Below are 25124 nucleotides of genomic sequence, written 5' to 3' on the forward strand. Positions count from 1 at the left end.
ACGGTCAACAAGCCTGCCAACCCGTTCTTCAGGCCCCAACAGCAGATGCTGGCGTTGGAGCCGCGCATTCTGTTTGATGGCGCCGCCGCCGTCGCCGCCGAGCATCAGAACCAGGATAACCAGGCCACCCCGGCTGACGCCCCGGATCATGGGGCGCCTACGCAGACGGCCCAGCCTCGCCAACTGCTGGTCATCGATTCCCGCATCGAGCAGGCAAGCCAGCTGACCAAGAACCTCGACAGCCATGTCAGCCTGCTGCTCATCGACAAGCAGACCGACGCCCTGGCCGCCATCGGCGCCAAACTGGCGGAGCTGGGTCAGGTTGATGCCGTCCAGATCCTCTCCCACGGCGCGGCCGGCCAGTTCACCCTCGGCAACCGCACCCTGACGGCCGACAACCTGGCCAGCATCAGCCAGCAGTTGCAAGGCTGGCAATCCCACCTGAGCGAGCAAGCCGACATCCAGCTGTATGGCTGCCGGGTCGGTGCCGGGGAGTCGGGACGAGCGCTGGTCAGTGCCCTCGCCAAGTGGACCGGCGCCGATGTGGCGGCATCCAGCGATGATACCGGCGCCAGCAGCAAGGGGGGGAACTGGGAGCTGGAGGTGAGCAAGGGCCTCATCAGTCAACCCCTTTCACTCGATCGGGCGGCGATGCAGAGTTACGATCGGCTGCTCGCCAACGCCGACCCCAGCAGCAGCCTGCCCCTTGGCAGCGCCAATGTCCTGCTGGGCGAGCAGTTCGAATTCACTGTCACCGTCAGCAACGAGGCGAGCCAGACCGGCTATGCCCCCTATCTGGATCTCTACCTGCCCGGCACCGGCAAGGATGGAGACGATGGGGTCAGCTTCATCAAGGCCAGCTATCTGGGCCAGGCACTCAAGACCCACAGCGTGGTGTTCGACGCTTCTGGCAATGCCACCCATCCCCTCGCGGTCGATGACAGCGGCAACCCCCTCGTCATCCGGGCGGCTGACGTCGGCCTGCGTGCCGGTGACACCCTGGTGGTCGTCGAGATCCCCTTTGGCAGCGTCAATCAGGGTCAACCGGATATTCCTATCCAGATCACCGCCCAGTTGAGCAATCTGGCCGACACCAGCTACTCGGCGGCGTCGCCGGATCTGACCATCGGCATTCGCAGCGGTTTCCAGTATGGCAATGACGCCCTCAACAATCCCCTCGACGATCCCAGCCTGGTCGAGGGGGACTTGCACAGTTTTGTGGTCAAACCGACCGTCATCCGCTTCGAGCACAGCCTCGACATGCCCGAAGGCGAAACGGCGACCGGCCCCAACTTCAACCACACCCTGGTCCTGACGGCCATCCCGGCCGATGGCCAGACCCTGAACAACGTCGTCATCAGCCAGACCCTGCCCGCCACCATCCAGGTCACCGCCATCACCCCGGGGCAGAATGGCATCCTCACCTCGGTCACCCTCTCGGATGGTCGTGTCCTCACCAACCCGGCCCTCATCACGGCGGCCATCAACAGCGACAGCCTCTTCATCCAGGCCTTTACCGTGACCTACAGCAGCCTCGCCGCCGCCACCGATACCCTGGTCAAGTTCTACGTACCCGAGGCCGATGCCAACGGTCAGCAAGTGATCAACCCCAACAGTGGGGATGCGGTACAGATCACGATCGCGGCCCCCACCGCCAGCGGTGAGTGGACCCCGCTCGACAGCCGGGATCTGACGCCTCCCGCCACCAGCATCGACTTCGCCGGCCAGGGTGACCCCATCGGCTTCACCGCCCGCTCCATCGCCCTGCAAAAAGAGGTCAGCCTCGCCATCGACGGCGGCAAGGCCGGGATCTCGCCGGGCGATACCCTGGGTTACAGCATCAAGATGACCCTCTCCGACTACTTCGCCTTCGGCAAGAATCTGTTTGGCGAGGGTCAGTTTGTCGTCACCGATACCCTGGGGGACGGCCAGACCCTGACCGGCACCCCCACCCTGACCCTGACGCGCAATGGCACGAACGAGACCATAGCCCTGGTCTACACCACGACGGTCAATGCCGACGGCTCCACCAGCATCAGCTTCGACATCGGCCAGTCCCTGGTCAACGCCTTCCCCTTGCTGAGCTGGCTTGCCGGGGATCTTGCCTTCGATGACGACCAGCAGGGGGCCACCCTGGCGCTGCTGAGCTACAGCGCCCTGATAAGCCAGAGCTACACACCGCCGGCCGGCAACCCCCAGAGCGAGATCAACGAGGGGGATACCATCGGCAACAGCGCCAGCGTCACCGCCAGCGTCCTTGAAAATGGCACCAACCTGACCGGCGGTACCGAGTCAGACAGCTCCCAGACCACGACGCGCATCCCCACCAGCCAGGTCGACATCGCACTGACCAACATCAATGGGGTCGGCAGCCCGGGGGGCGCCATCGAGCTGCGCCCGGGGGATCAGGTGACCTTCCGACTCAGTTACGATCTGGTCACCGGGGACTATGAACAGTTCAAGCTGACGGCTTACCTGCCCTTGCCGCTGTTCGATCTGACGGGCATCAACTGGAGCGAAGGAAGCGGCGTCGGCCAGTGGCACTTCGGCAGCGGTGACACCAACCTCGGCAATCTGGTCAGCATCAGCAATGGCCCCGGCAACTCCCTCGTCTTCGATTTCGGCAGCTATGCCACCAGCGCATTGGGGGGCAGCCGCATCGAGGTGGAGTTCACCCTCAGGGTCGGCGATCAACCCTTCGCCGATCAGCGCACCCTGGACGTGCTGGCGCAATCGAGCCAGGTGACCACCCTCAACAAGACCCAGCTCAGCAGCTCTGACGTCACCGTCATCACCTCCATCGCCGAGCCGGATCTCGCCATCGGCCACGGGGTCGTCTCATCGAGCAACGGCACAGTGACCGGCACCACCGGCAGCTGGCAGGCACCGGGCAGCGGCGGGGTCCCCTTCACCGGCCCGATCACCGACATAAATGCGGTGAATGGCAGCGTCACCGACATAGATGGCGCTGATAGGCTGCGCCTGGCGACGGCCATCGAGAACCGGGGCGGTGGCGGGGCCTTCGATGTGGTCACCAGCATCACCCTGCCCGCCGGCCTCTCTTTCCTGAACGGCTCGCTGGCGGCGGCCAACCTGCAGATCTATCGGGGCGATGGCACCCCGCTGGTGCTGGGGACCGACTACCAGGTGAGCGGCAACACCATCAGCTTCCTGGATGCCGGCAATGTGGCGACCTTGTTGCCGGGACGGGATGGCACTGCGGCAGCCAATGCAGGCAGCAATCTCATCGTCATCACCTATGAGGTGGAGGTCGCCAGCGACATCCGGGCCAGCAGCACGCTGGAGACCAGCGCCATCCTCAGCAATTACGCCAGCGTCAACAACGGGCAAGACTTCACCCCCGTCGATCTGACCGACAAGGGGAACGCGCAGATCGCCGCCCCGACCCTCACCATCGACTTCAGCAATGGCGATGCCGCCTCCGCCTCCAGTGCGGGCCACACCTCGGGGGCCAATCTGGTGATTGGCGAGAGCATGGGCTATGACATCCGGGTGACCCTGCCGGAGGGGAGTACCCAGCAGCTCAACATCAGCGATCTCATTCCCCCCGGCTTCAGGCTCGACACCAGCTTCAACGGCGGCAAGGGTTATGAGCTCATCACCACCGGCTTTGCCGGCAGCATCAGCGAGCCAATCCTGGGGGGCGCCGGGGTCGGCACCAATGGCGCTGATGCCCTCTTCAGCTTCAGCGCAAGCGGCGCCAACGCCGACAACAATGAGGGCAACAACAGCTTCACCCTGCGGCTGCGGCTGGTCGCCGACAATGTCGCGTCCAACCAGGCCGGCACCGGCCTCAGCAATGGCGCTACCCTGCACTACCTGGATCCCGACGGTGACGTCGCCGGCGGCAGCGCCCTGACGCGAGAGGTCACCACGGCCCCCGCTCCCTCCGCCTTCATCCAGGAGCCGGTGCTCACCATAGCCCAGAACCTCATCACGACCCCGCCGCCCTACGGCTTTGAAGAAGGGGATGCGGTCAGCTTCAACATAGTGATCAGCAACAACGGCCCCCTCGACGCCTTCGACATCCGGCTAAGCGATCTGCTGCCCGGCCAGCTGAGTGGCTACAACCTGGTATCGGTCATCTATGATGGCGTCGATGTCAGCAGCCAGTTCGAACTGGTAGGCAATCAGTTGCAGACCAGGGCCGATGCCAACCTGGATATCGCCGTGGGCAAGCAGCTGACCCTGGTGCTAAGCGGTGTGGTCAATGCCAGCGCCACCAACTTCGCCCAGTTGACCAACCAGGCCGAGGTGCAGTGGACCAGCCTGAACGGCAACCTCGGCACCGCGGCCGATCCCGCCGGTGAACGCACCGGTGCCGACGGCCTGCCCGCCAGCCAGGTGCTCAACGACTACCGCGCCATCAACCAGTCACTGATCCCCATCGCCAGCGGCATCCTCATCTCCCGGGTCGGCGGCGTGGATGACACCGGGGGCGGTGCCACCGATGCCAGCCATGAGCAGGTCACTGTCGGCGAGATCATCCGCTACAAGGTGGTGGCCCTGATCCCCGAGGGGGAGAACGACAACTATGAACTGAGGGTCAGCCTGCCCAAGGGGCTGAGCTTCCTCGACAAGGAGCAGGTGCGCCTCGCCCTCATCTCCAGCGGAGGGCTGACCAGCAGCCTGAGCGGTAGCGCCATCACGGGCGCCGACGTGGCGGGCAACGAGACCAGCAGCGCCGCCCAGGCCATCTCTTCGACCCTGGCCAATGGCTTGCAGGGCCTGCTCGACGCGGCCCAGATCGAGATAGTGACCGACGCCAATGGCAACCAGACCATCATCTTCCGGCTGGGAGATATCTCCAACCTGGATGCGGACGGCGACCTCGAGGGCATTGCCATCGAGTTCAACGTGCGGGTCGACAACAGTGCGGGCAATCAGGCCGGCACCCAGCTCGGGGTCTTCGCCAGGGATTATGTGGGCGCGGATCCGGACAATCTGATCCAGCGCGGGGCCAGCCAGACCCTCTATCAGGACATCATAGAGCCCAGCCTGGGTGGCCTGGACAAGACGGTGATCGCCTTCGACCCCAGGGCCATCGACAGCAACACCGGCCGCGCCCAGGTCCAGATAAGCTTCGCGCAGTCCGGGGGCCTGGCCGCTTTCGAGCCGCGCCTGACCGACGGTTTCCCCGGCGGCAGCAACTATGCGCTGACCAGCCTGACCATCACCCTGGGGGGGACCCTCTATACCTACGACAGCGGCGACAGTGCCAACAACTATGGCCTGCCGCCGGGCGTCACCGTCATGGTCACCCAGGGCGCCAGCTTCGCGGTCGACTTCTCCCGGCTCGATGGCGGCGCAGAGGTGACCCTGGTCTATAGCGTCGATCTGCCCAATGGCGCCACCATTGCCGGCACCGACGCCACCCTGACCTGGTCCAGCCTGCCGGAAGACTTCAGCGGCTGGGGCGGCTCCACCGTCGGCACGGACGGCAGCGCCAGCGGCGAGCGCACCGGCCAGGATGGCCAGGGCAACACCCTCAACAACTATGTGCTCGCCAGCACAGCCGGGCTTGGCCTCGTCAGCGGCACCCTGTGGAACGACACCGCCAGCGCCACCGCCAGCACCCAGCCGGATGGACCCGGGCTCGCGGGCCAGACGGTCACCCTGGTCTGGGGCGGGCTGGATGGGGACCTCGCCACCGCCGGGGACAACCAGAGCTTCACCACCACCACGGATGGCAGTGGCCGCTTCTCCTTTGGCATCTTGCCGGCGGGCGTCTATCGACTCGATGGGCCGGCGGGGAGCACCGTCACGGATGCAGGCTATGGCACCTTGCAGGTTCGCATCGACAGCGACGGCGGCACCCTGGGGCAGATCGGGCTAGTGCTCACCGAGGCCGGCATCGACGCCGGCCAGTTCGAAGCCGGTGCCAACATCGGCTATGTGGAGCTCAACGATGCGCCCACCCTGGGCAACACGACCCCGGCCCAGAGCGTGGATGAAGATCAGGATCTCCAGCTGGTCGGGCTCTCGGTGGCCGACATGGACGCGGGCAGCGGTACTCTCACCCTCACCCTGACGGTGACCCAGGGCGTGCTCTCCCTGGGGAGCGCAACCGGCCTGAGCGTGGTCACCAACAACGGCGGTGGCCAGCTGGTCTTGACCGGCAATCTGGCCGCCCTCAATGCCGCCCTGCTGACCCTCAATTACCGTGGCAACCAGGATTACAACGGCAGCGACACCCTCTCGGTGCTGATCAACGACAACGGCCAACTGGGTGACAAGCTCAACGGCGACGGCATTCCCGGCAATGCCGAGGATGCCCTGACGGCCACCACCAGCGTCCTCATCACCCTCAACCCGGTCGACGATGCCCCCGTCGCCCAGAACGACACCACCACGGCGCGGGAAGCGGGCGGTACCGCCAACAACCTGCCCGGCACCTCGCCCCAGGGCAATCTGCTGCGCAATGACACCGACGTGGACATCGCCACCAACAGCGACATCCTGCACCTTGGCCAGGTGACCAGCACGGCCACCGGCAACAGTGCCACCACCAATTCGGTCGATGTCGAGGCCAGCATTACCGGCAAGTACGGCACCCTCTATGTGTTGCTCGGGGGTGGCTATCGCTACGTCCTCGACAACGACAACCCCGATGTGGAGAGGCTGCGCCTTGGCAGTGACACCCTGACCGAGCAGTTCGACTATCAGGTGATCGATGACGAGGGCGTCAGCAATCAGGCCAGTCTCATCATCACCATCCAGGGCGCCAACGACGCCCCCTTGGGCAGCGACGATGCAGGCAGCGCCACCGAGCAGGGGGTCGGCCAGGCCGGCACGGATGCCATCGGCAATGTGCTCACCAACGACACCGACATCGATGCGGGAGACGGCAAGGGGGTCAGCAAGGTCGCCCTGGGACCGGACACCAACCTCAGCCAGATAACCGATGTGCCCGGCGGCAGCACCAGCGCCAATGGTGCCGTCATTGTCGGGCTCTACGGCACCCTGACCCTGGGGGCCGACGGCAGCTATCGCTACCTGGTGGACAACAGCAATGCCGCCGTCCAGGCCCTGAGGCAGGGGGACACCCTCACCGAGACCTTCAGCTACAGGGTCACGGATCTGGGCAACCTCCACGACATCGCCGCCCTGGTGATCACCATCAACGGCAGTAATGATGCCCCTGTGGCGGTGGATGACACGGGCACCGCCGTCGAGGCCGGGGGACTCGGCAACACCACCCTCGGCAGCAATGCCACCGGCAACGTGCTCGCCAACGACGGCGACCCCGACGCCAGCAACCCCGATGAAACCCGGCATGTCGCCACTGTCCGCACCGGCACCACAGGGGGCACGGGCACTGCTGGTACCCTGGGCTCCCAGTTGCGGGGCGACTATGGCTGGCTGCTGCTCAATGGGGATGGCAGCTACACCTATGTGATCGACAACGACCTGGCGGCGGTGCAGGCCCTGCGTCTGGCGACCGATACTCTGGCCGACCGCTTTACCTACTCCCTGGTGGATGCCGCAGGCGCCAGCAGCCTGGCCACCATCACCATCACCATCCAGGGGGCCAATGATACCCCCACCGCCGTCCCGGATGCGGCCATCGCCATCGAAGGCATCGATCAGGCAAGCGGCACCAATCCAGGCGGCAACGTCCTCACCAACGACACGGATCCCGATCGCAACGGGGAGCAGTTCACCGTCACCGGCGTCAGCTTCGGGGCCACCAGCGGCACCGTCGGCAGTGCAATAAGCGGCCTCTATGGCACCCTCACCCTCAACGCCGACGGCAGCTACACCTATGTACTGGACAATGCCAATGCCACGGTGCAACGACTGCTGCCCGGCGAGAACCTGGTCGAAGCATTTGACTATCAGATGCGCGACCTTGGCGGCCTCGTCAGTGCCCAGACCCTGACCATCACCATTCAGGGGCGCAACGACACCCCGCTGGCGGTGGCCGACACTGGCACCGCCGTCGAGGCGGGGGGGGCCAACAACACCACCCTCGGCAGCAACGCCACCGGCAACGTGCTCGGCAACGACACGGATCCCGAATCGGGCAACCCCGACGAGCGCAAGACGGTCAGTGCCGTGCGGACAGGCACCGGCACCGCCGGCACTCTCGGCAGCCAGCTGAGAGGCAACTATGGCTGGCTCACCCTCAACGGGGATGGCAGCTACACCTATGTGGTCGACAACAGCCTGGCGGCGGTTCAGGCCCTGCGCCTGAGCAGCCATACCCTGACCGACAGCTTCGGCTACACCATGCAGGATGCCAATGGCGCGACCAGCCAGGCCAGCGTCACCATCACCATCCAGGGAGCCAACGATGCCCCCGTCGCCACGGCCGATACCGCCACCGCCATCGAGGCCGGCGGCCTGAACAACGGCCTACTGGGGACAGATCCCACCGGCAACCTGCTCACCAACGATACTGATCCGGATCGCAACGGGGAGCAGCTCACCGTCACCGGGGTCAGCACAGGCGCCACCAGCGGCATCATTGGCAGCGGGCTCAACGGTCTCTATGGCACCCTCACCCTCAACGCCGACGGCAGCTACCGCTATGTGCTGGACAATGCCAATGCCGCAGTGCAGCGACTGCTGCCGGGGGAAACCCTCACCGAGCAGTTCGATTACCAGATCACGGATCTCGGGGGCCTCGTCAGTGCCCAGACCCTGACCATCAGCATCCAGGGGCGCAATGACACCCCGGTGGCAGTCGCCGACAACGGCACCGCCGTCGAGGCGGGGGGCGTCAACAACAGCACCCTGGGCAGCAACGCCACCGGCAACGTGCTCGGCAACGACACGGATCCCGAATCGGGCAACCCCAACGAGCGCAAGACGGTCAGCACAGTGCGGACCGGTGCCGGCACAGCCGGCACTCTTGGCAGCCAGCTGAGGGGCAACTATGGCTGGCTCACCCTCAACGGGGATGGCAGCTACACCTATGTGATCGACAACAGCCTGGCCGCGGTCCAGGCCCTGCGAACCAGTGCCGACACACTGACCGACAGCTTCGGTTACGGCATGACGGACGCCAACGGTGCCAGCAGCTCAGCCACCCTGACCATTCGTATCCAGGGGGCCAACGACACCCCCGTGGCCAGCAACGACATCGGGATCGCCGTCGCCGACAATGGTGCAGGCAATGTGGTCAATCCCAACGGCAACCTGCTGGGCAACGATACCGACATCGACAGCGGCGACAGCCTTATCCTCAGCGGTGGGCGAGCGGGAACTGAAGCCGCAGGCGGCACGCTGGCCGCCGTCACCCAGGTCCTTCCCCTCACCCTGACCGGGCTCTATGGCACCCTCACCCTGTATCAGGATGGCCGTTACCAATATGCCCTCGATACCGGCAATGCCACCGTTCAGGGGCTGGGGCCCCTGCAGACCCTGAACGACCACTTCACCTACCAGGCGCAAGATCTGGCGGGTGCTGTCGATCTTGCCCAGCTCACCATCCTCATACGGGGGCGCAACGATGCCCCGGTCGCCAACCCGGATCAGGCCCAGGTGATCGAGGCGGGCGGGCTCAATAACGGGCAACCCGGTCTGGATCCCGGCGGCAATGTGCTCGGCAATGACAGCGATCTGGAGGGCGATGCCCTGACGGTGACGGGCGTTCAGCATGCCGATGGCCAGAGTGCCGCCCCGGGGACTGTGCTGCAGGGGCGCTATGGTGAGCTGGTGATGAATGCCGATGGCAGCTGGCACTACCGTCTGGACAACAGCCTCGCCGAGGTGCAGGCCCTGCGCGGGCCTGACCAGACCCTGACCGAGCTCTTCAACTACCAGATCGCGGATCTCTGGGGCGCCGCCAGCGCCAGCACGCTCACCCTGACCATTCGCGGCAGCAACGACACGCCGATCGCCGTGGATGACAAGGCCAATGCCATCGAAGCCGGCGGCATTGACAACACGGCGGCGGGGCTGGATCCCGTCGGCAATGTGCTGGACAACGATAGCGACGTGGACAGCCAGGCCAATGGCGAGACCAGGACAGTGCTCACCGTCAGCGACGCGCTCGGCAACAGCGTCAATGCGGGTCAGGTTTTGCAGGGACGCTATGGCCAACTCATCCTCAATGCCGATGGCAGCTACCAGTACCTGATTGACAATGACAACCCCGAGGTCGAGGCGCTGCGACTGGCCAGCCAGACCCTCACCGAGGTGTTCAGCTACCGCATGCGCGATCAGGGGGGAGCCCTCTCCGAGGCCCGCCTGACCGTCGTCATTCAGGGGGCCAACGACAACCCGGTCGCCCAGGATGACAGCGCTGTGGCAAACGATCAGGTGCAGGCCCCCCATGCCTCGGGCCAGGTGTTGCCCAACGATGGTGACGTCGATGGCGATGATCCCCTGCGCGTCACCGGGGTGCGTAGCGGCACCGAGGACGGCAGCGGCAATGGGGGCACCCTCGGCCAGCCCCTGGCCGGGCGCTACGGCTGGCTGACCCTCAACCAGGATGGCAGCTATAGCTACACCATAGATCTGACCAACCCGGAGGTGCTGGCCGCCGCCGGCCTCGGCCAGGTGCTGCAGGATGTGTTTACCTACACCCTGGGGGATGGCAGCGGGGCCACCGATCAGGCCCAGCTGGTGATCCACCTGGACATCTCAGCCCCCTATGTGCCCCCGCCCGACACCAAAGGGGCCGGCCCCCATGATCTCGATCAGGGGACTGTGGGGGGTCTGGGTACGCCGCTCCCCGACCTGACCCCGGCCATCTTCGTCACCCCAGTGGTGCAGAATATCAACCGGCTGCTCGGCGCCAGTTCAGAGCGCACCGACGGCAGCCTGCTGTTCTTCGGCCTGACCCCGGAGATCCACAGCCAGAGCATAGGCCAGGGCCTGGGCCAGCTGGAGGGGACCTTCGTCAGCCAGAGCGTGCAGGAGAGCTGGCTGGCCCAGGAACAGGATCTGGCCAGCTTCCTCGGTCGTCACGGCCGGGTCAGCCTCAGCGCCGACGGCCTGCTCAGCGATGAGTCGGTGTTTGCCATGACGCCACAGGATATGCGGCCCCATGGCGCCCCCGATCCCGCTGGCAAGGCCAGCAGTTTTACCAGGCAATTGCAGGATGCGGCAGGCCGCGCCATGACAGGCACTGCGCGCACAGCCACCCTTGCCACCAAATCAGGCACTTGATTCTAAGGACAGATGATGCCCAGACTCGCTCCCCGCCCCTTGACCCTGACTTCCAGCCTGCTGCTCTGTGCCTGCAGCACCCTGCCACCCGAGACCTACACGGAGCAGGACAAGACAGACCGGATACGCTTCGATCGTCAGCTGATGTACGATCAGCAAGAGCCCGTGATCCACCCCCTCACCTTCTATGAAGCGGCGGCCAGGGCCCTCAAATACAACCTGGACTACCGCCTCAAACTGATGGAGGGCGCGCTCGCGGCGGATCTGCGGGATCTCTCCAGCCACGAGATGCTGCCCCAGCTGGTCGCCTCCGCCGGGCTGGCCGGACGCAGCAACGACTCGGGTGGCACCTCTATCGGGATCGAGGACGGTGAGGAGAGCCTGCGCGCCTCCACCTCCCAGGAGCGCTACCGCGATCTGAGCGGTCTGGGGCTGAGCTGGAGTCTGCTCGATTTCGGCGTCGCCTATTACCGCAACCAGCAGAAGGGGGATCAGGTGCTGATGGCCGAAGAGCGCCGTCGCAAGGTGGCCCAGAACGTGCTGCAAGATGTGCGCAGCGCCTACTGGCGTGCCCTGGGGGCACAGCGCCTGCTGCCCGAGGTCGACAAGCTGCTGGCCAGAACCCGGGTGGCGCTCGATTCTGCCCGCCAGGCCGAGACGCAAGGCTTGTTGCCGCGCCAGCAGGCGCTAGCCTACCAGCGCGCCCTCATCGATTCCGTTTCCCTGCTCAATCAGCGCCGCCAGGATCTCGAGTTCGCCCGGGCCGAACTCGCCGCCCTCATCTCCCTTCCCTCCGGCAGCAAGATGGTGCTGGCCGATGATACCCCCGAACCCCAGTTGCCAACCCTGGCCCAGAGCATCGACAACCTGGAGCTGATGGCGCTGGAAAACCGCCCCGAGATCATGGAGGAGTGGTATCGCAAGCGCGCCAACCAGCAAGACATCAAGATAGCCAAGGCCGAACTCTGGCCCAACGTGAGCCTGAACTGGGGCTACAACTACGACTCCAACCAGTACCTGTACAACAACCACTGGTCCGAGACAGGGTTGCAGGTCTCCATCAACCTGCTCAAGTTCCTGCGTCTGCCCGCCATCCAGAACCTGGAGGTCTCCCAGAAGGTCACGGATGATGCCAGACGTGTCGCCCTCTCCATGGCCGTGCTGACCCAGGTCAGGGTCGGGGTGCTGCGCTACAACCTGGCCGCCCAGGAAGTGGCCTTCGCCGACGAGAGCCTGCGGGTCGACGAGAGCCTGCTCCGCTATGCCCAGGCCGCCCGTACCAGCGATCAGGGGTCCGAGCTCGAGGTCATCCGCACCGAAGGGCGCTACCTGCTCTCCCGCTATCAGCGCGAGGCCGCCTACTCCCAGGCCCAGGCCGCCTGGGGCCGGCTCTACAACTCGGTCGGCCTGGACGTGCAGCCAGAGGCCATCGCCCAGCACGACGTCCAGACCCTGGCGAAAGCCATCGAGCAAACCATCAAGAAACAGGAGAACCAGGCCTTGCTGACTTCCAATGGCGGAGTGCCCTATGCCCTTCCCAACTAACACCAGCCCCTGGTGGCTTCTGCTGCTGCCGCTGGCCGCGCAGGCCAGCCCCGCCCTGGCTCCGGCCACAGGCACCTTGCAGGACGATCCCAATGCCATTCGCATCCTGCTGACCGCCAACCTGGAGACGACCCTCTCCAGCCAGATGAGCGGCACCCTGGGTAAACTGCAGGCCAGTCTCGGCCAGCCCGTCAAGCAGGGGGCCCTGCTCGCCCGTTTCGACTGTCGGGAAGGCGAGGCTCAGGCCCGCGTCGCCCAGGCGGAGTTGCAGATGGCCCGCCAGGATCTCGCCGCCAAACGCAACCTGCGCAAGCTCGATGCGGTGGGCGATCTCGAGGTGGCCATCGCCGCCACCGGGGTACAAAAAGCCGAGGGCGCCCATGCCCTGGCCCAGGCGCGCACCAGCTACTGCGACGTGCGGGCCCCCTTCGCGGGTCGCATCGCCCAGGTGCAGGCCAAGCCCTATCAGACCATGACCGCCGGCACCCCCCTGTTCGATCTGGTCAGTGACGGCCCCCTCAAGGTCCGCCTCAACGTCCCCTCCCGGCTGCTGTCCGGGCTGCAACAGGGGCAGGCCCTCGAGATCAACGTGCTGGAGACGGGCAAGCCCTACCAGGCCAGGATCAGCCACATCAATGCCCGGGTCGACGCCGTGGCCCAGACAGTCGAGCTGGAGGCCAGACTGGACGCCCCTTATCCCGAACTGGTCGCGGGCATGAGTGGCGTGGCCCGCATTCTGGAGTCCCATGACTGAATCGCTCCCGCCGCCTCAACTGCTGCTGGCCTTGCATGCCCTGCGTGACCGGGCCCTGGCCGCCCGAAGTCTCAATGCCCTCGCCTTCTCCATGGCCAACGATCTCTATCAATTGCTGCCGTTTCATCAGGCGCTGGTGTTTGCCCGCCATGGCCAGTCCCAGGAGCTGCTCTGCGTCTCCGGACTGGCCAGGCCCAGCGAAGACTCCCCCTATCTCATCTGGCTCGGCAGGATGAGCCGCTGGCTCGATGCCCAGATCTCGGGTCATGACCCCGTCTGGCTGGCGCGCGAGACCCTCTCCCTGCCGGAGGATCTGGCCGAAGGCTGGGCCGAGTGGTGGCCGGAGGGGGTGTTCTGCGTCCCCATCCAGCGCGACGATGGCGAGCGGCTTGGCCTGTTCTGCCTGCTGCGCGAGAGCGAGCCACCCGCCCCCCTGCTGCCCCTGCTGCAAGGTCTCTGGCAGACCTGGGCCTATTGCTGGCACAGCCTGACCCACAAGCCGCCCCTGCTCGGCTGGCGGCCCAGTCGACGTCAGCTCATCCTGCTGGCCCTGGCCGCCGGCGTCATGCTGCTCATCCCCACACGCCAGAGCGCCCTGGCGCCGGCCGAAGTGGTCTCCCGTACCAGCCTGGTGATCAGCAGCCCCCTCGCCGGTGTCATAGAGCAGATGGCGGTGCGCCCGAATCAGGCGGTGGCCGCGGGGGCTCCCCTGTTTCGCCTGGACGAGACCACGCTGCGCAACCGGGCTGAGGTGCTGACCCAGGAGGTGGCCGTGGCCGATGCCGAACTGCTCGCCGCCAGCCAGCGCGCCTTCGACAATCCCCAGAGCCGGCGCGAGCTGACCCTGCTCACCGGCCGGGCCCAGCAAAAGCGTGCCGAGCTGGCGGGGGTCGAGCTGCAACTGTCCCGCAGCCAGGTGACGGCCCCCCGGGACGGGGTCGCCGTGTTCAGCGATGCCAACGACTGGCTCGGCAAACCTGTGGTGACCGGGGAGCGCATCATGCAGCTGGCCGATCCCCACCAGCCCGCCATGCGCATCTTGCTGCCGGTGGCCGATGCCATCGCCCTCGAACCCGGGGCCGACGTCACCCTGTTCCTGAGCGCCTATCCCCTGGATCCCCTGCGCGGCAAGATCCTGGAGACCAGCTATCAGGCCCAGCCGGGGGCCGACGGCGTGGTCGCCTACCGGCTGCTCGCCACCATAGAGTCGCCTCCCTCCCATGCCCGTCTCGGCCTGCACGGCACCGCCAAGCTCTATGGCGAGCGCGTGCTGCTCGGCTACTACCTGCTGCGCCGTCCCCTGGCGGCCCTGCGCGCCTGGAGCGGCCTCTGATGCTGGATCCCGCCGATCTGCCCCTGCCGAGCCTGCGCGATGATCTGCGACTCTGCCCGGCGGACAGAACCGCCAACGGCGAGCCGGCCTGGCTCATTCAGGACATGGTGATCAACCGCTTCTACCGCATCGGCTGGTTCGAGTTCGAGTGTCTGGTACGCTGGGCCGGGCAGACGCCCCGCCGCCTGCAGCAGGCGCTGCAGCACGAGACGGCCCTGCATCCCGAGGTGGAGCAGATCCTCGCCTTCAGCCAGTTTCTCGAGCGCCATCAGCTGGTGCGCCCCAGCCCCCAGGCAGTGGACAGGCTGCGCCAGGCGAGCGAAGGCCGGGCCTGGCTGAAGGGACAGTGGTGGTTGCATCACTACTTGTTTTTCCGCGTCCCCCTGCTACGCCCCCAGGGCCATCTCCAGCGGCTGGCGGCACGGCTTGACTGGCTGTTCAGCCCCCTCACCGCCTGGCTGGTGGCGGGGGCCAGCCTGCTCGGCATACTGCTGACCCTGCAGCAGTGGGACAGCTTCACCCACGCCGTGGTGGAGTCCTTCTCCCTCGACGGCCTGCTGAGCTTCGCCCTCGCCCTGATCCTGGCCAAGACGCTCCATGAGCTGGGCCATGCCCTGGTCGCCACCCGGCTCGGGGTGCGGGTGGCCCACATGGGGATCGCCTTCGTGGTGCTCTGGCCCATGCTCTACACGGATACCAGCGAGAGCTGGAAGCTGGCCCGCTCCCGCCAGCGGCTCGCCATCGCCAGCGCCGGCATACTGACCGAGCTGGCCCTGGCCGGGCTGGCCACCCTGGGCTGGGCCCTGTGTGCGGAAGGGGCGCTGCGCAACGGCCTGCTCTACCTCGCCACCACCAGCTGGATCCTCTCACTCGCCCTCAATGCCAGCCCCTTCATGCGCTTCGATGGCTACTTCATCGTCTCGGATCTGCTCAACTTCCCGAACCTGCACGAGCGGGCCTCGGCCCTGGCCAGGGTGGCCCTGCGCCGTTCCCTGCTCGGCCTGATGGAGCCCTGGCCCGAGCCCTTTGCGGTGCGCCAGCGCCGGGCGCTCATCGGCTTTGCCATCCTGACCTGGCTCTATCGCCTGGTGCTGTTCCTCGGCATCGCGGTCGCCGTCTACTTTCTGTTCTTCAAACTGCTGGGGATACTCCTGTTCATGGTCGAAATCGGCTGGTTCATCCTTCTTCCCGTCTGGCGGGAGCTGACCCATTGGTGGCGGGCTCGCGCCAGGGTGACCCGTCCACGCCGGCTCGGGCTCGCGCTGGGGCTGCTCACCCTGCTCATCCTGCTGGCCCTGCCATGGCATAGCCAAATCAAGGGAGTCGGGGTCGCGCGGGCGGAGCGCCAGCTGCAGGTGTTCACCCCCTTCCCCGCCCGCCTGGAGAGCCTGCGGGCCGCCGGGCCCGTCAAGGCGGGGGAATCCCTGCTGCAACTGGTGGATCCCGATCTCGACTGGAAGGTGCAGGGCAACACCCAGAGCATCCAGACCTATGGGGCGCGCCTGGGCGGCATGCTGGATGACCCCTTCGGGCTCAGTGAACAGATAGCGACCCGTGAGCGGCTCAGGGTGCAATACAGGGAGGCAAATGCGACACGGGCTGAGATAGACAGGCTCAGGCTGGCGGCCCCCTTCAGCGGCCTCTGGCTGGATGTGGATCCCGAGCAGCGGCCCGGCCAGTGGCTCAACAGCCAGCACCCCATAGGCGTCCTGATCGATCCCGGCCAGTGGCAGGTCGATGCCTATGTGGCGGCGGATGAGATAGCGCGTCTGCGGGTCGGCGATCCGGTACGTTTCTATCCGGACGGCGCCCTTTCGCCCCTCCATGGCACCCTGGTCGATCTGGGCACCACCCGGGTCGCCAAGCTCAAGCACCCCATGCTGAGCGCCCGCTTCGGGGGCCCCATCACCACCAGCCCGCAAGGGGAGGAGCTGCAACCAGCCCATCCCCTGTTCCTGGTGCGGATCCGGCTGGATGAGGCCCCGGCCACCCTGCGGGAGACCCGCGGCACCCTGGTGCTGGAGGGGAGCCGACGCAGCCTGCTGGCCGAGGGGAGCACCTGGCTGCTCGCCGTGCTGCTGCGGGAAAGCGGCTTCTAGGCCCCATGGATGAAATGGCGGACATAAAAAAACCGGCCGCAAGGGCCGGTGAAACAGTTCAGGCTTGTCAGGTGACAATTCGCACCCAGCGGATGAAGACAGCTTCCAATTCCCTGTGAAACCCTGCCCTCTTGAGTACGTGATCTCACTCTACGCCAGGGTCACTGAATCGGGACTGAACCATTTGTGCATTCTTTATCCGCCTCAGAGGCGTATCCCGAGGGACTGGCGCAGATAGGCGCCCGCCCCCAGCAGGCCGGGGCCCTCATGGGTGATGAGGAACACCGGGATGTCCTTCAGATAAGGCTTGAAGCGACCCTTGTCCTCGAAGGCGACCCGAAAGCCGGAGCCGATGAAGAACTCCTGGAAGCGGGGCACTATGCCACCGGCGATATAGACGCCGCCGAAGGTGCCCAGGTTGAGCGCCAGGTTGCCGGCAAAGCGGCCCATGAGCACGCAGAACAGGCTCAGGGTGCGGCGGCAATCGAGGCAGTCACCCGCCAGCGCCCGCTCGGTGATGTCTTTGGGGGCAAAGGGCTCGGGTTCGCGGCCGTCGGATTTGACCAGGCCGCGATAGAGATTGACCAGCCCCGGGCCTGAGAGGAAACGCTCGGCCGACACATGGCCCAGCTCGCCACGCATCACCTGCAGCACGGCATCTTCCTCTTCCGTGTTGGCGGCGAAATCCACGTGACCGCCCTCCCCCGGCAGACTGAGCCACTGCTCGCCCGCCTGCACCAGGTGCGCCACCCCAAGGCCGGTACCTGCGCCATAAATGGCGATGGGCTTGCCAGCCACCGGGGCGGCGCCGCCGAGCTGGATGCGGTCACTCTCACCGAGCACGGGCACCGCCATGGAGACGGCGGTGAAATCGTTGATCACCTGCAGGCGATCCAGGCCGAGGTTGCTCTGCATCTCGCGGATGGAGAACTCCCAGCTGTGGTTGGTCATGGCGACCCAGTCGCCATTGATGGGACAGGCGATGGCAATGCAGGCCTCGCCCACCTTGACGCCATGCTCCTCCAGATAGAGGCGCACCACGGCCTCGAGGCTGGGGTGGGCCAGCCCGGAATAGGTCTTTGCCTGGGAAATGGCGCCGGTCGCCAACTCGCAGAGGGCCAGCCGGGCATTGGTACCGCCTACGTCGCCCACCAGCGCATGGGTATGCTGCATAACAAACTCCTTCGTTACCGACTCGGGGCGGCCCTTACCGTCCCGACATTGTTATTTGGTTGCAATACTACCCGAGCCCCTTCCCTTGCGGCGCGTCGGATGAATGCAACTGTGCGCCCGCTCACAGTGTTGTTGCTTTGCAACATTTGTAAGCGTTTTCAAGGGTCGGATGGAAGTTTGTAACCAAAAGCACGAAATAATTAGACATGAGTCATACTTTGTGGGGACGAGATTAGTTCCGATAAGCGCTTGTCTTGTATAGTCATCAAGTAGATTGGAAACCTGCTTGAGCTGTGAATTTAGTGCACAGACACTGAAGTTAAATTACAAAAATGCCTGGTGGTAATGATGAATACCCTCGATAAAATTACGAACAATTTGGAAAGCTTCAGTAAATCAGAGCGTAAGGTGGCTGAAGTGATCCTGGCGTCGCCCCAGACCGCCATTCACTCCAGCATTGCCACCCTCGCCAAGCTGGCCGATGTCAGCGAACCGACCGTCAATCGCTTCTGCCGTCGTCTCGATACCAAGGGCTTCCCCGACTTCAAGCTGCACCTGGCCCAGAGCCTGGCCAACGGCACCCCTTATGTGAACCGCCACGTGGAAGCGGAAGACGGGCCCGACACCTATACCGCCAAGATCTTCGAATCCACCATGGCCTGTCTCGATGCCGCCAAGAACAGCCTGGACATCTCCGCCATCAACCGCTGCGTCGATATCCTGACCCAGTCCAAGAAGATCAGCTTCTTCGGCCTGGGCGCCTCTTCCGCCGTGGCCCGCGATGCCCAGAACAAATTCTTCCGCTTCAACATTCCCGTGGTGAGCTTCGACGACATCGTCATGATGCGCATGAGCTGCATCAACAGCAGCGAAGGGGATGTGGTGGTGCTGATCTCCCACACCGGCCGCACCAAGGCGCTGGTGGAAATCGCGGCCCTGGCCCGTGAAAACGATGCCACCGTCATCGGCATGACCGCCAAGGATTCCCCCCTGGCCCGGGAGTGCAACCTGGTGCTCTCCATGGACGTGCCGGAAGACACCGACGTCTATATGCCGATGGCGTCCCGCATCGCCCAGCTGGCCCTGGTGGACGTGCTGGCAACCGGCTTTACCCTGCGCCGTGGCATGAAATTTCGCGAAAACCTGAAGAAAGTCAAAGAAGGTTTGCGCGAATCCCGCTTTGATACCCCACATAATTCCTGAATCATTCGGGGGTCCGCCCCCGACTGTCTATGCCACCGGGCTTGGTGTAGTATCGTAATTTAATAACACAAGGCCACCCAGATGGCCTGCAAGCAGGCGCCATGCCACATGCTTGACGGGGCAGTATTTCAAGTCATATCAACTTCACATTGGAGTCTTTCATGCCAAGACGTACAAAGATTGTAACCACACTCGGTCCGGCAACCGATCGCGACGGCATCCTCGAGGGGATCATTCGCGCCGGTGCCGACATGGTGCGGATGAACTTCTCTCACGGCACTCCTGAAGATCATATCCTGCGCGCCAACCAGGTGCGTGAAATCGCCGCCAAGCTGGGCCGTCATGTGGCCATCATGGGGGACCTGCAAGGCCCCAAGATCCGCGTTTCCACCTTCAAGGATGGCAAGATCTACCTCGCCATCGGTGACAAGTTCATTCTCGATGCCGCCCTCGGCAAGGGGGAAGGCTGCCAGGAGCAGGTCGGCATCGACTACAAGAGTCTGCCAAACGACGTGGTGGCCGGCGACATCCTGCTGCTGGACGATGGTCGCGTGCAACTGAAAGTCGAGCAGGTCGAAGGCACTCGCATTCACACCACAGTCACAGTGGCCGGGCCTCTCTCCAACAACAAGGGCATCAACAAGAAAGGGGGCGGCCTCTCCGCACCGGCCCTGACCGAGAAGGACAAGGAAGACATCAAGACCGCCGCCCGCATGAACGTGGACTACCTGGCCGTCTCCTTCCCCCGCAGCGGCGATGATCTGCGCTACGCCCGCGAACTGGCCCGCGAAGCCGGCTCCAACGCCAAGATAGTGGCCAAGGTCGAGCGCGCCGAAACCGTCGCCAGCGACGAGGCGATGGAAGACATCATCCTTGGCTCCGATGCCGTCATGGTGGCCCGTGGCGATCTCGGCGTCGAGATCGGCGACCCCGAGCTGGTGGGTGTGCAGAAGAAGCTCATTCGTCACTCCCGTCGCCTGAACCGCGTGGTCATCACAGCGACCCAGATGATGGAGTCCATGATCAACGCCCCGCTGCCGACCCGTGCCGAGGTAATGGACGTGGCCAACGCCGTGCTGGACGGCACAGATGCTGTGATGCTCTCCGCCGAGACCGCCGCCGGTCAGTTCCCCATAGAGACGGTCACCTCCATGGCCAGCGTCTGCGTGGGTGCCGAGAAGCACCCTAGCCTGAACGTCTCCAACCACCGCATGAGCTACACCTTCACCTCGGTGGAAGAGGCCGTGGCCATGTCCACCATGTATGCGGCCAACCACCTGGAAGGGGTCAAGGCGATAGTGGCACTGACCGAGTCCGGCACCACACCGCTGCTGATGTCCCGCATCAGCTCCGGCCTGCCGATCTTCGCCATGTCTCCCCACAACAAGACGCTGGCCTGGACCAACCTCTACCGCGGTGTCACCCCTGTGCTGTTCGACGGCGACGAGAGCAAGCCGGTCTACGAGGTGTGCCGCGAGGCGCTGGACGTGCTCAAGGCCAAGGGCCTGGTCCAGAGCGGCGACATGGTGCTGCTGACCCATGGCGACAAGATGGAAACCGTGGGCAGTACCAACACCTGCAAGGTGATGATGGTCGAGTAATCCCTCGCTTGGACATCGACAACAACGGCTCCCGCGGGAGCCGTTCTTTATGGCGCCAAACCAGATTCAGCCACGAAACAGCTCCACCTTGTCCCCATCCTGCAGGCTGCCGGCGCCGCGTACCACCACCCTGTCCCCCTGCTTGAGGGCACCGCTCACCGCCACCTGCCGGTTGTCCCCGAACAGCACAGTCACCGGCACCCGGTTCACGGTCAGCGCCTCGCCGCGCTGCTCCACCTGATAGACCACGCTCCCCTCGGTGCCGAGCACCAGGGCATCCCGCGGCAGCAACATGGTCTGCTGCTCCCCGAGCGGCAGCGCCACCCGCACCGGCGAGCCGATGATGAAACGGCCCGGCTCTGGCCTGAGGCGCAGCTCGATGAGGCGCGACTTGGGATCCGCGCTCGCCGCCCGCTGGTAATAGACGGCGTGGCCGCTGAGCTGATCCCCCTCCACCCGCAACCTGGCCTTAGCTTCCAGCTGGCTGGCCCAGACGATGGGTGCCCGCAACCGGATGTCAGGCTGCGCCGGGTTGACCAGCTCCAGCGCCCGCTCCCCCGCGTCCACATGCTCCCCCGGCTGGATGAAGTGCTCGTTCACCACACCGTCGAAGGGGGCGAAGATGTGGGTCCTTTGCAACTGAGCCTCGATCTGGCGCACCTGTACCCGGGCCAGTTGCTCCGCCAGCTCTGCCTGCTCCACCTCATAGCGCGCCTTGTCGTACTGGCTCTGGGAAGCACTTTTCTGCTGGTGCAGCCGCTCGAGGCGCTGGAACTCGGCGCGAGCATAGTGCAGCTTGCTCGCCTCCCTCCCCTGCTCGGCCCGGGACTGCTCGAGGGAGAGGCGCAGGGTGGCGGCGTCCAGGCGCAGCAGCTCGTCCCCCGCCTTCACCCGGCTGCCGAACTCGGCAATCCACTCCACCCGCCCGCTTACCTCGGCGCTGAGGGCCGCCTGCTGGCGGCTCGCGACAGTGCCGCTGACCCAGATGCTGGCCCCCGCCTCCCCCTGGGTAACCTCCGCCAGGGTCACCATTTTTGCCCCGGCAGGTCCTGCTGCCAGCAGGGCCAGGGTCATCATCATCCTTGTGAACATCTGCATCATCGATAGGCTCCTTCTCAGGCCCGCTGCCGGATGGCGTGGGGGGCGTCGACCCGCTCACCCAGCCGCAGGAAGGCGGGTAACAGGATCAGAGTAAACAGGGTGCTGCAACTCATGCCGCCGACGATGACGGTGGCGAGCCCCCGGTAGATTTCGCTCCCCTCGCTCGGGCTCAGCATCAGCGGCAGCATGCCGAAGATGCTGGTGAGACTGGTCATGGCGATGGGCCTCATCCGGCTTTGCAGGGCATCGGCCACCGCCGACTGGCGGCTCATTCCTTCCCGCTCGGCCATGCGGGTCTGGTGCACCAGCAGGATGGCGTTGTTGACTACCAGCCCCAGCAGGATCACGAAGCCGATGAGGGTGAGTAGGTCCATCGGCAGCGGCACCAGCAGGCCGCTCAGGTGCAGCGCCAGCACGCCGCCCACTGTGGCGAGCGGCAGGGTCAGCAGCACCAGTACGGCATCCTTGAGGGAGGCGAAGACCCCCCACAGCAAGATGAGCAGTATCATCACGGCGAACAGGAAGATGCCGCCGAGGTTGTCCAGCGCCTGCTGCAGGCTGTCGGCATTGCCGGCAACCCTCAGCTCGCCCCCGACTGGCAGCAGCGGCCGGATGGCGGCGAAGCTCTTGGTCTGCAGGGTCTCCAGCACCTGCTCCATGCTCATCCCCTCAGGCGGGGTGATCTGCAGGCTGATGCTGCGCCGCCCGTCGGCCCGAAAGATGCTCTCAGGCCCGAGGCCGGGCTCCACCCGCAGCAACTCGCCGAGGGGGACTATGCGCCCGGACGGGGTGGCGAGCGGCACCGCCTTCAGCTCGTCCGGGTTGGCGGAGGCCTGGCCCATCAGCAGGATGTCGAGCCGCTCCTCCCCGTCGAAATATTCCCCGACCCGCAGGCCGTCGCCAAAGGTCTGGATGATGGCGGGCAAGGGGCTGCGATCCCAGCCCACCTCGGCCAGACGCCTGTCTTGCGGCACCAGCCGCAGTTCGGGGGCGCTGAAGTCGAGCCCGGGCTCAGGCCTTATCTGGGCCCCCGGCAAGTCGCGCTGCACCATGGCCATGCTCTCTCTGGCTGCCTGATAGAGCGCCGGCAGCTCGCCCCCCTGGATCAGCAACGAGATGCCGTTCTCGCTGTCGAAGCCGCCAAACAGGGAGCCCTGACCGCCGAAGGCCCGGGTATCGGGTATGCCCACCAGCAGCTGTTTCATCAGGAGCTGCTCCAGCGCCTTGATCCGGGTCTCGTCCCTGGGGCGCACCCCGATCTGGGCGCCACCCGGGTAGCGCAATATGTAGTAGTTCTTGAGGGCAGGCTCTTTCTCCCCCTTCATGTAGGGGTCGAGGCGGGCGATCAGGGTATCGATCACCTCCTCCCGCTGGGCCTTGAGGTTGACCCCTGGGGTGAAACTCATCCAGACGTCGATGGCATCCCGCTTCACGTCCGGCAGATAGTTCATCTTGGGCAACAGCAGCCAGCTGGCCAGCACTGGCCCGCTCATCATCAGGACGATAAGGGTCCAGCGTCGGGGGACCGTGCCGGTCCAGCGGATCACATGGCGGGTAGTGCGCTGCCACAGTGATTCATAGGGATCGACCAGCCGCTCGCGCCCCATCCAGCGCGCCGCCACGGCGGGCAGCACTGTCACCGCCACCAGCATGGAGACGGTGACGGCACAGGCGATGGTGAGTGCGAGATCCGCAAACAGCTGCCCCTCCACATCGTTGAGCAAGAGCACCGGCAGGAAGATGGCGACAGTGGTGAGGGTGGAGGCCACCAGGGCGGTCCACACCCGGCTGGTGCCTTCCAGCGCCGCCTCGGCCTTGCCGAGATCCCCCCGCTCATGGCGCCGGTAGATGCTCTCCAGCACCACTATGGCGGCATCCAGCACCATGCCGACCGCGAAGGCGATCCCCGCAAGGGAGATGATGTTCAGCGTCCTGCCCATCACCTTGAGCAGGCAGAAGGTGAGCATGATGCTGATGGGGATAGCGACCGCTATCATCAGGGTCGCCTTGAGCTGGCGCAGGAAGACCCAGAGGATGGCGCAGGAGAGCAGCACCCCCAGTCCCAGGTTGGCGGTCACCATGCCCACCGCCCGGTTGATGTAGAGGGAGGCATCGAACGACTGCTCCATGTGCAGCCCGACCGGCTCCAGCACCTTCAGGTTGAGCTCCTCCACCTTGAGCTTGATCCCCTCCAGCGCCGTCAGGGCATTGGCCCCGCTCTCCTTGAAGATCTGCGCCGCTATGGCGGTGTTGCCGTTCTGGATGCGCAGCACAGGGTTCTCCTCCCGGGCAACCCTGACTTCCGCCACGTCCCGCAGGTAGATGGGCAGGCCGTCGCGCCAGTCCACCACCTTGTCCCCCAGGGTGGCCACGTCGTAGCGACCGGCGAAGCGCAACTTGTACTCCCAGCGTCCTATGTCGAGGGTGCCGGCCGACACGTCCCAGCCAGTGGTTGCCCGGCTGGCGAGCACGGGTATCTCCACCCCCAGCTCGGCGGCGCGATAGGGGTCGAAGCGGATCTGGATCTGACGCTCGTTGATCCCCTCCACCTCCACGGTCGACACCCCGGGGATGCGCTCAAGCTCAGGCTTGACCCTCGCCTCGATCAGCGCCTGGTGATCGTCGATCGCCCCCTTGGCACCCGGCAGTTGCTGGATGAAGAAGAAGGTGAGGGTGTCGTTGCTGCTGTAGTTGTTGACGTAGGGGCCGCCGATCTTGTCCGGCAGGCCGGAGACCCGGTTCAGGCGCGAGATGACGTCGAGCTGGGCCCGCTGCATGTCTGTGCCGAGGGCAAACTCCATGTCGATTTCGGTAAAGCCGGGATAGCTGTTGCTGGTGAGGTTTTTCAGCCCCTGTACCCCCTGCATCTCCTGCTCGATGGGGTCGGTTATCTCCGACTCCATCTCCTGGGGCGAGGCCGAGCGCCAGTCCACCGAGATGTTGAGGTGAGGACGATCGATGTCGGGAAACAGCTGGACAGGCAGTCCCCGGATGCTGAGCAGGCCCAGCAAAAAAATGAGCACGACCGAGACCGCCACCCAGATGGGGCGTTCGATCGCCGTTTTGGCGAGGTTCATTCACTCTTCCTGAGTTGTTGTTATCGGCCATTCCGCTGGCCTTGCTTCCTGCCCCAAGGGTGGGGGCCATTGCATTTAACTGGAATTAATCGAGGT

The 25124-nt window shown here is 65.2% G+C and carries 10 protein-coding genes; 7 read left to right on the forward strand and 3 right to left on the reverse strand.

Features of this window, described 5'->3' with window-relative positions:
- The first annotated feature begins 45 nt into the window (after positions 1–45).
- From ACF2JD_RS05470 to ACF2JD_RS05490, 5 genes are read left to right on the forward strand one after another with little or no spacing between them, the layout of a single operon-like run.
- Positions 46–11142 (forward strand): VCBS domain-containing protein, encoded by an 11097-nt coding sequence (locus ACF2JD_RS05470; RefSeq protein ID WP_440986943.1) that lies wholly within the window; start codon positions 46–48, stop codon positions 11140–11142.
- Positions 11143–11154: 12 nt separating this feature from the next.
- Complete coding sequence (locus ACF2JD_RS05475) at positions 11155–12687, forward strand: TolC family protein (protein WP_440986944.1); 1533 nt, start codon at positions 11155–11157, stop codon at positions 12685–12687.
- Positions 12671–13441, forward strand: a complete 771-nt coding sequence (locus ACF2JD_RS05480; RefSeq protein ID WP_440986945.1) for an efflux RND transporter periplasmic adaptor subunit — start codon at positions 12671–12673, stop codon at positions 13439–13441. Before ACF2JD_RS05475 ends, ACF2JD_RS05480 begins: the two co-directional genes overlap by 17 nt.
- A complete protein-coding gene (locus ACF2JD_RS05485; RefSeq protein ID WP_440986946.1) occupies positions 13434–14774 on the forward strand; it encodes an HlyD family efflux transporter periplasmic adaptor subunit in 1341 nt (446 codons plus the stop codon). The genes ACF2JD_RS05480 and ACF2JD_RS05485 overlap by 8 nt, the downstream gene beginning before the upstream one ends.
- Positions 14774–16873 (forward strand): HlyD family efflux transporter periplasmic adaptor subunit, encoded by a 2100-nt coding sequence (locus ACF2JD_RS05490; RefSeq protein ID WP_440986947.1) that lies wholly within the window; start codon positions 14774–14776, stop codon positions 16871–16873. The genes ACF2JD_RS05485 and ACF2JD_RS05490 overlap by 1 nt, the downstream gene beginning before the upstream one ends.
- A gap of 204 nt (positions 16874–17077) precedes the next feature.
- Here ACF2JD_RS05490 and glk read toward each other — a convergent pair whose 3' ends face one another.
- Positions 17078–18046, reverse strand: a complete 969-nt coding sequence (glk, locus tag ACF2JD_RS05495; protein WP_440986948.1) for a glucokinase — start codon at positions 18044–18046, stop codon at positions 17078–17080.
- 348 nt (positions 18047–18394) lie between these two features.
- On the opposite strand from glk, the gene ACF2JD_RS05500 reads away from it, so the two are divergent.
- Entirely contained in the window at positions 18395–19249 is an 855-nt protein-coding gene (locus ACF2JD_RS05500) for a MurR/RpiR family transcriptional regulator (protein ID WP_167402227.1), read from the forward strand.
- A gap of 161 nt (positions 19250–19410) precedes the next feature.
- A complete protein-coding gene (pyk, locus tag ACF2JD_RS05505; RefSeq protein WP_106886329.1) occupies positions 19411–20850 on the forward strand; it encodes a pyruvate kinase in 1440 nt (479 codons plus the stop codon).
- Positions 20851–20916: 66 nt separating this feature from the next.
- Here the strand turns inward: pyk and ACF2JD_RS05510 are convergent, their stop codons facing one another.
- On the reverse strand, positions 20917–21951 hold the full coding sequence (locus tag ACF2JD_RS05510; protein ID WP_440986949.1) for an efflux RND transporter periplasmic adaptor subunit: 1035 nt from the start codon (positions 21949–21951) through the stop codon (positions 20917–20919).
- A gap of 14 nt (positions 21952–21965) precedes the next feature.
- Positions 21966–25028 (reverse strand): efflux RND transporter permease subunit, encoded by a 3063-nt coding sequence (locus ACF2JD_RS05515; RefSeq protein ID WP_440986950.1) that lies wholly within the window; start codon positions 25026–25028, stop codon positions 21966–21968.
- Positions 25029–25124 lie beyond the last annotated feature (96 nt).

Source organism: Aeromonas ichthyocola (genome assembly GCF_046087985.1).
Classification (GTDB): Bacteria; Pseudomonadota; Gammaproteobacteria; order Enterobacterales; family Aeromonadaceae; genus Aeromonas; species Aeromonas rivipollensis.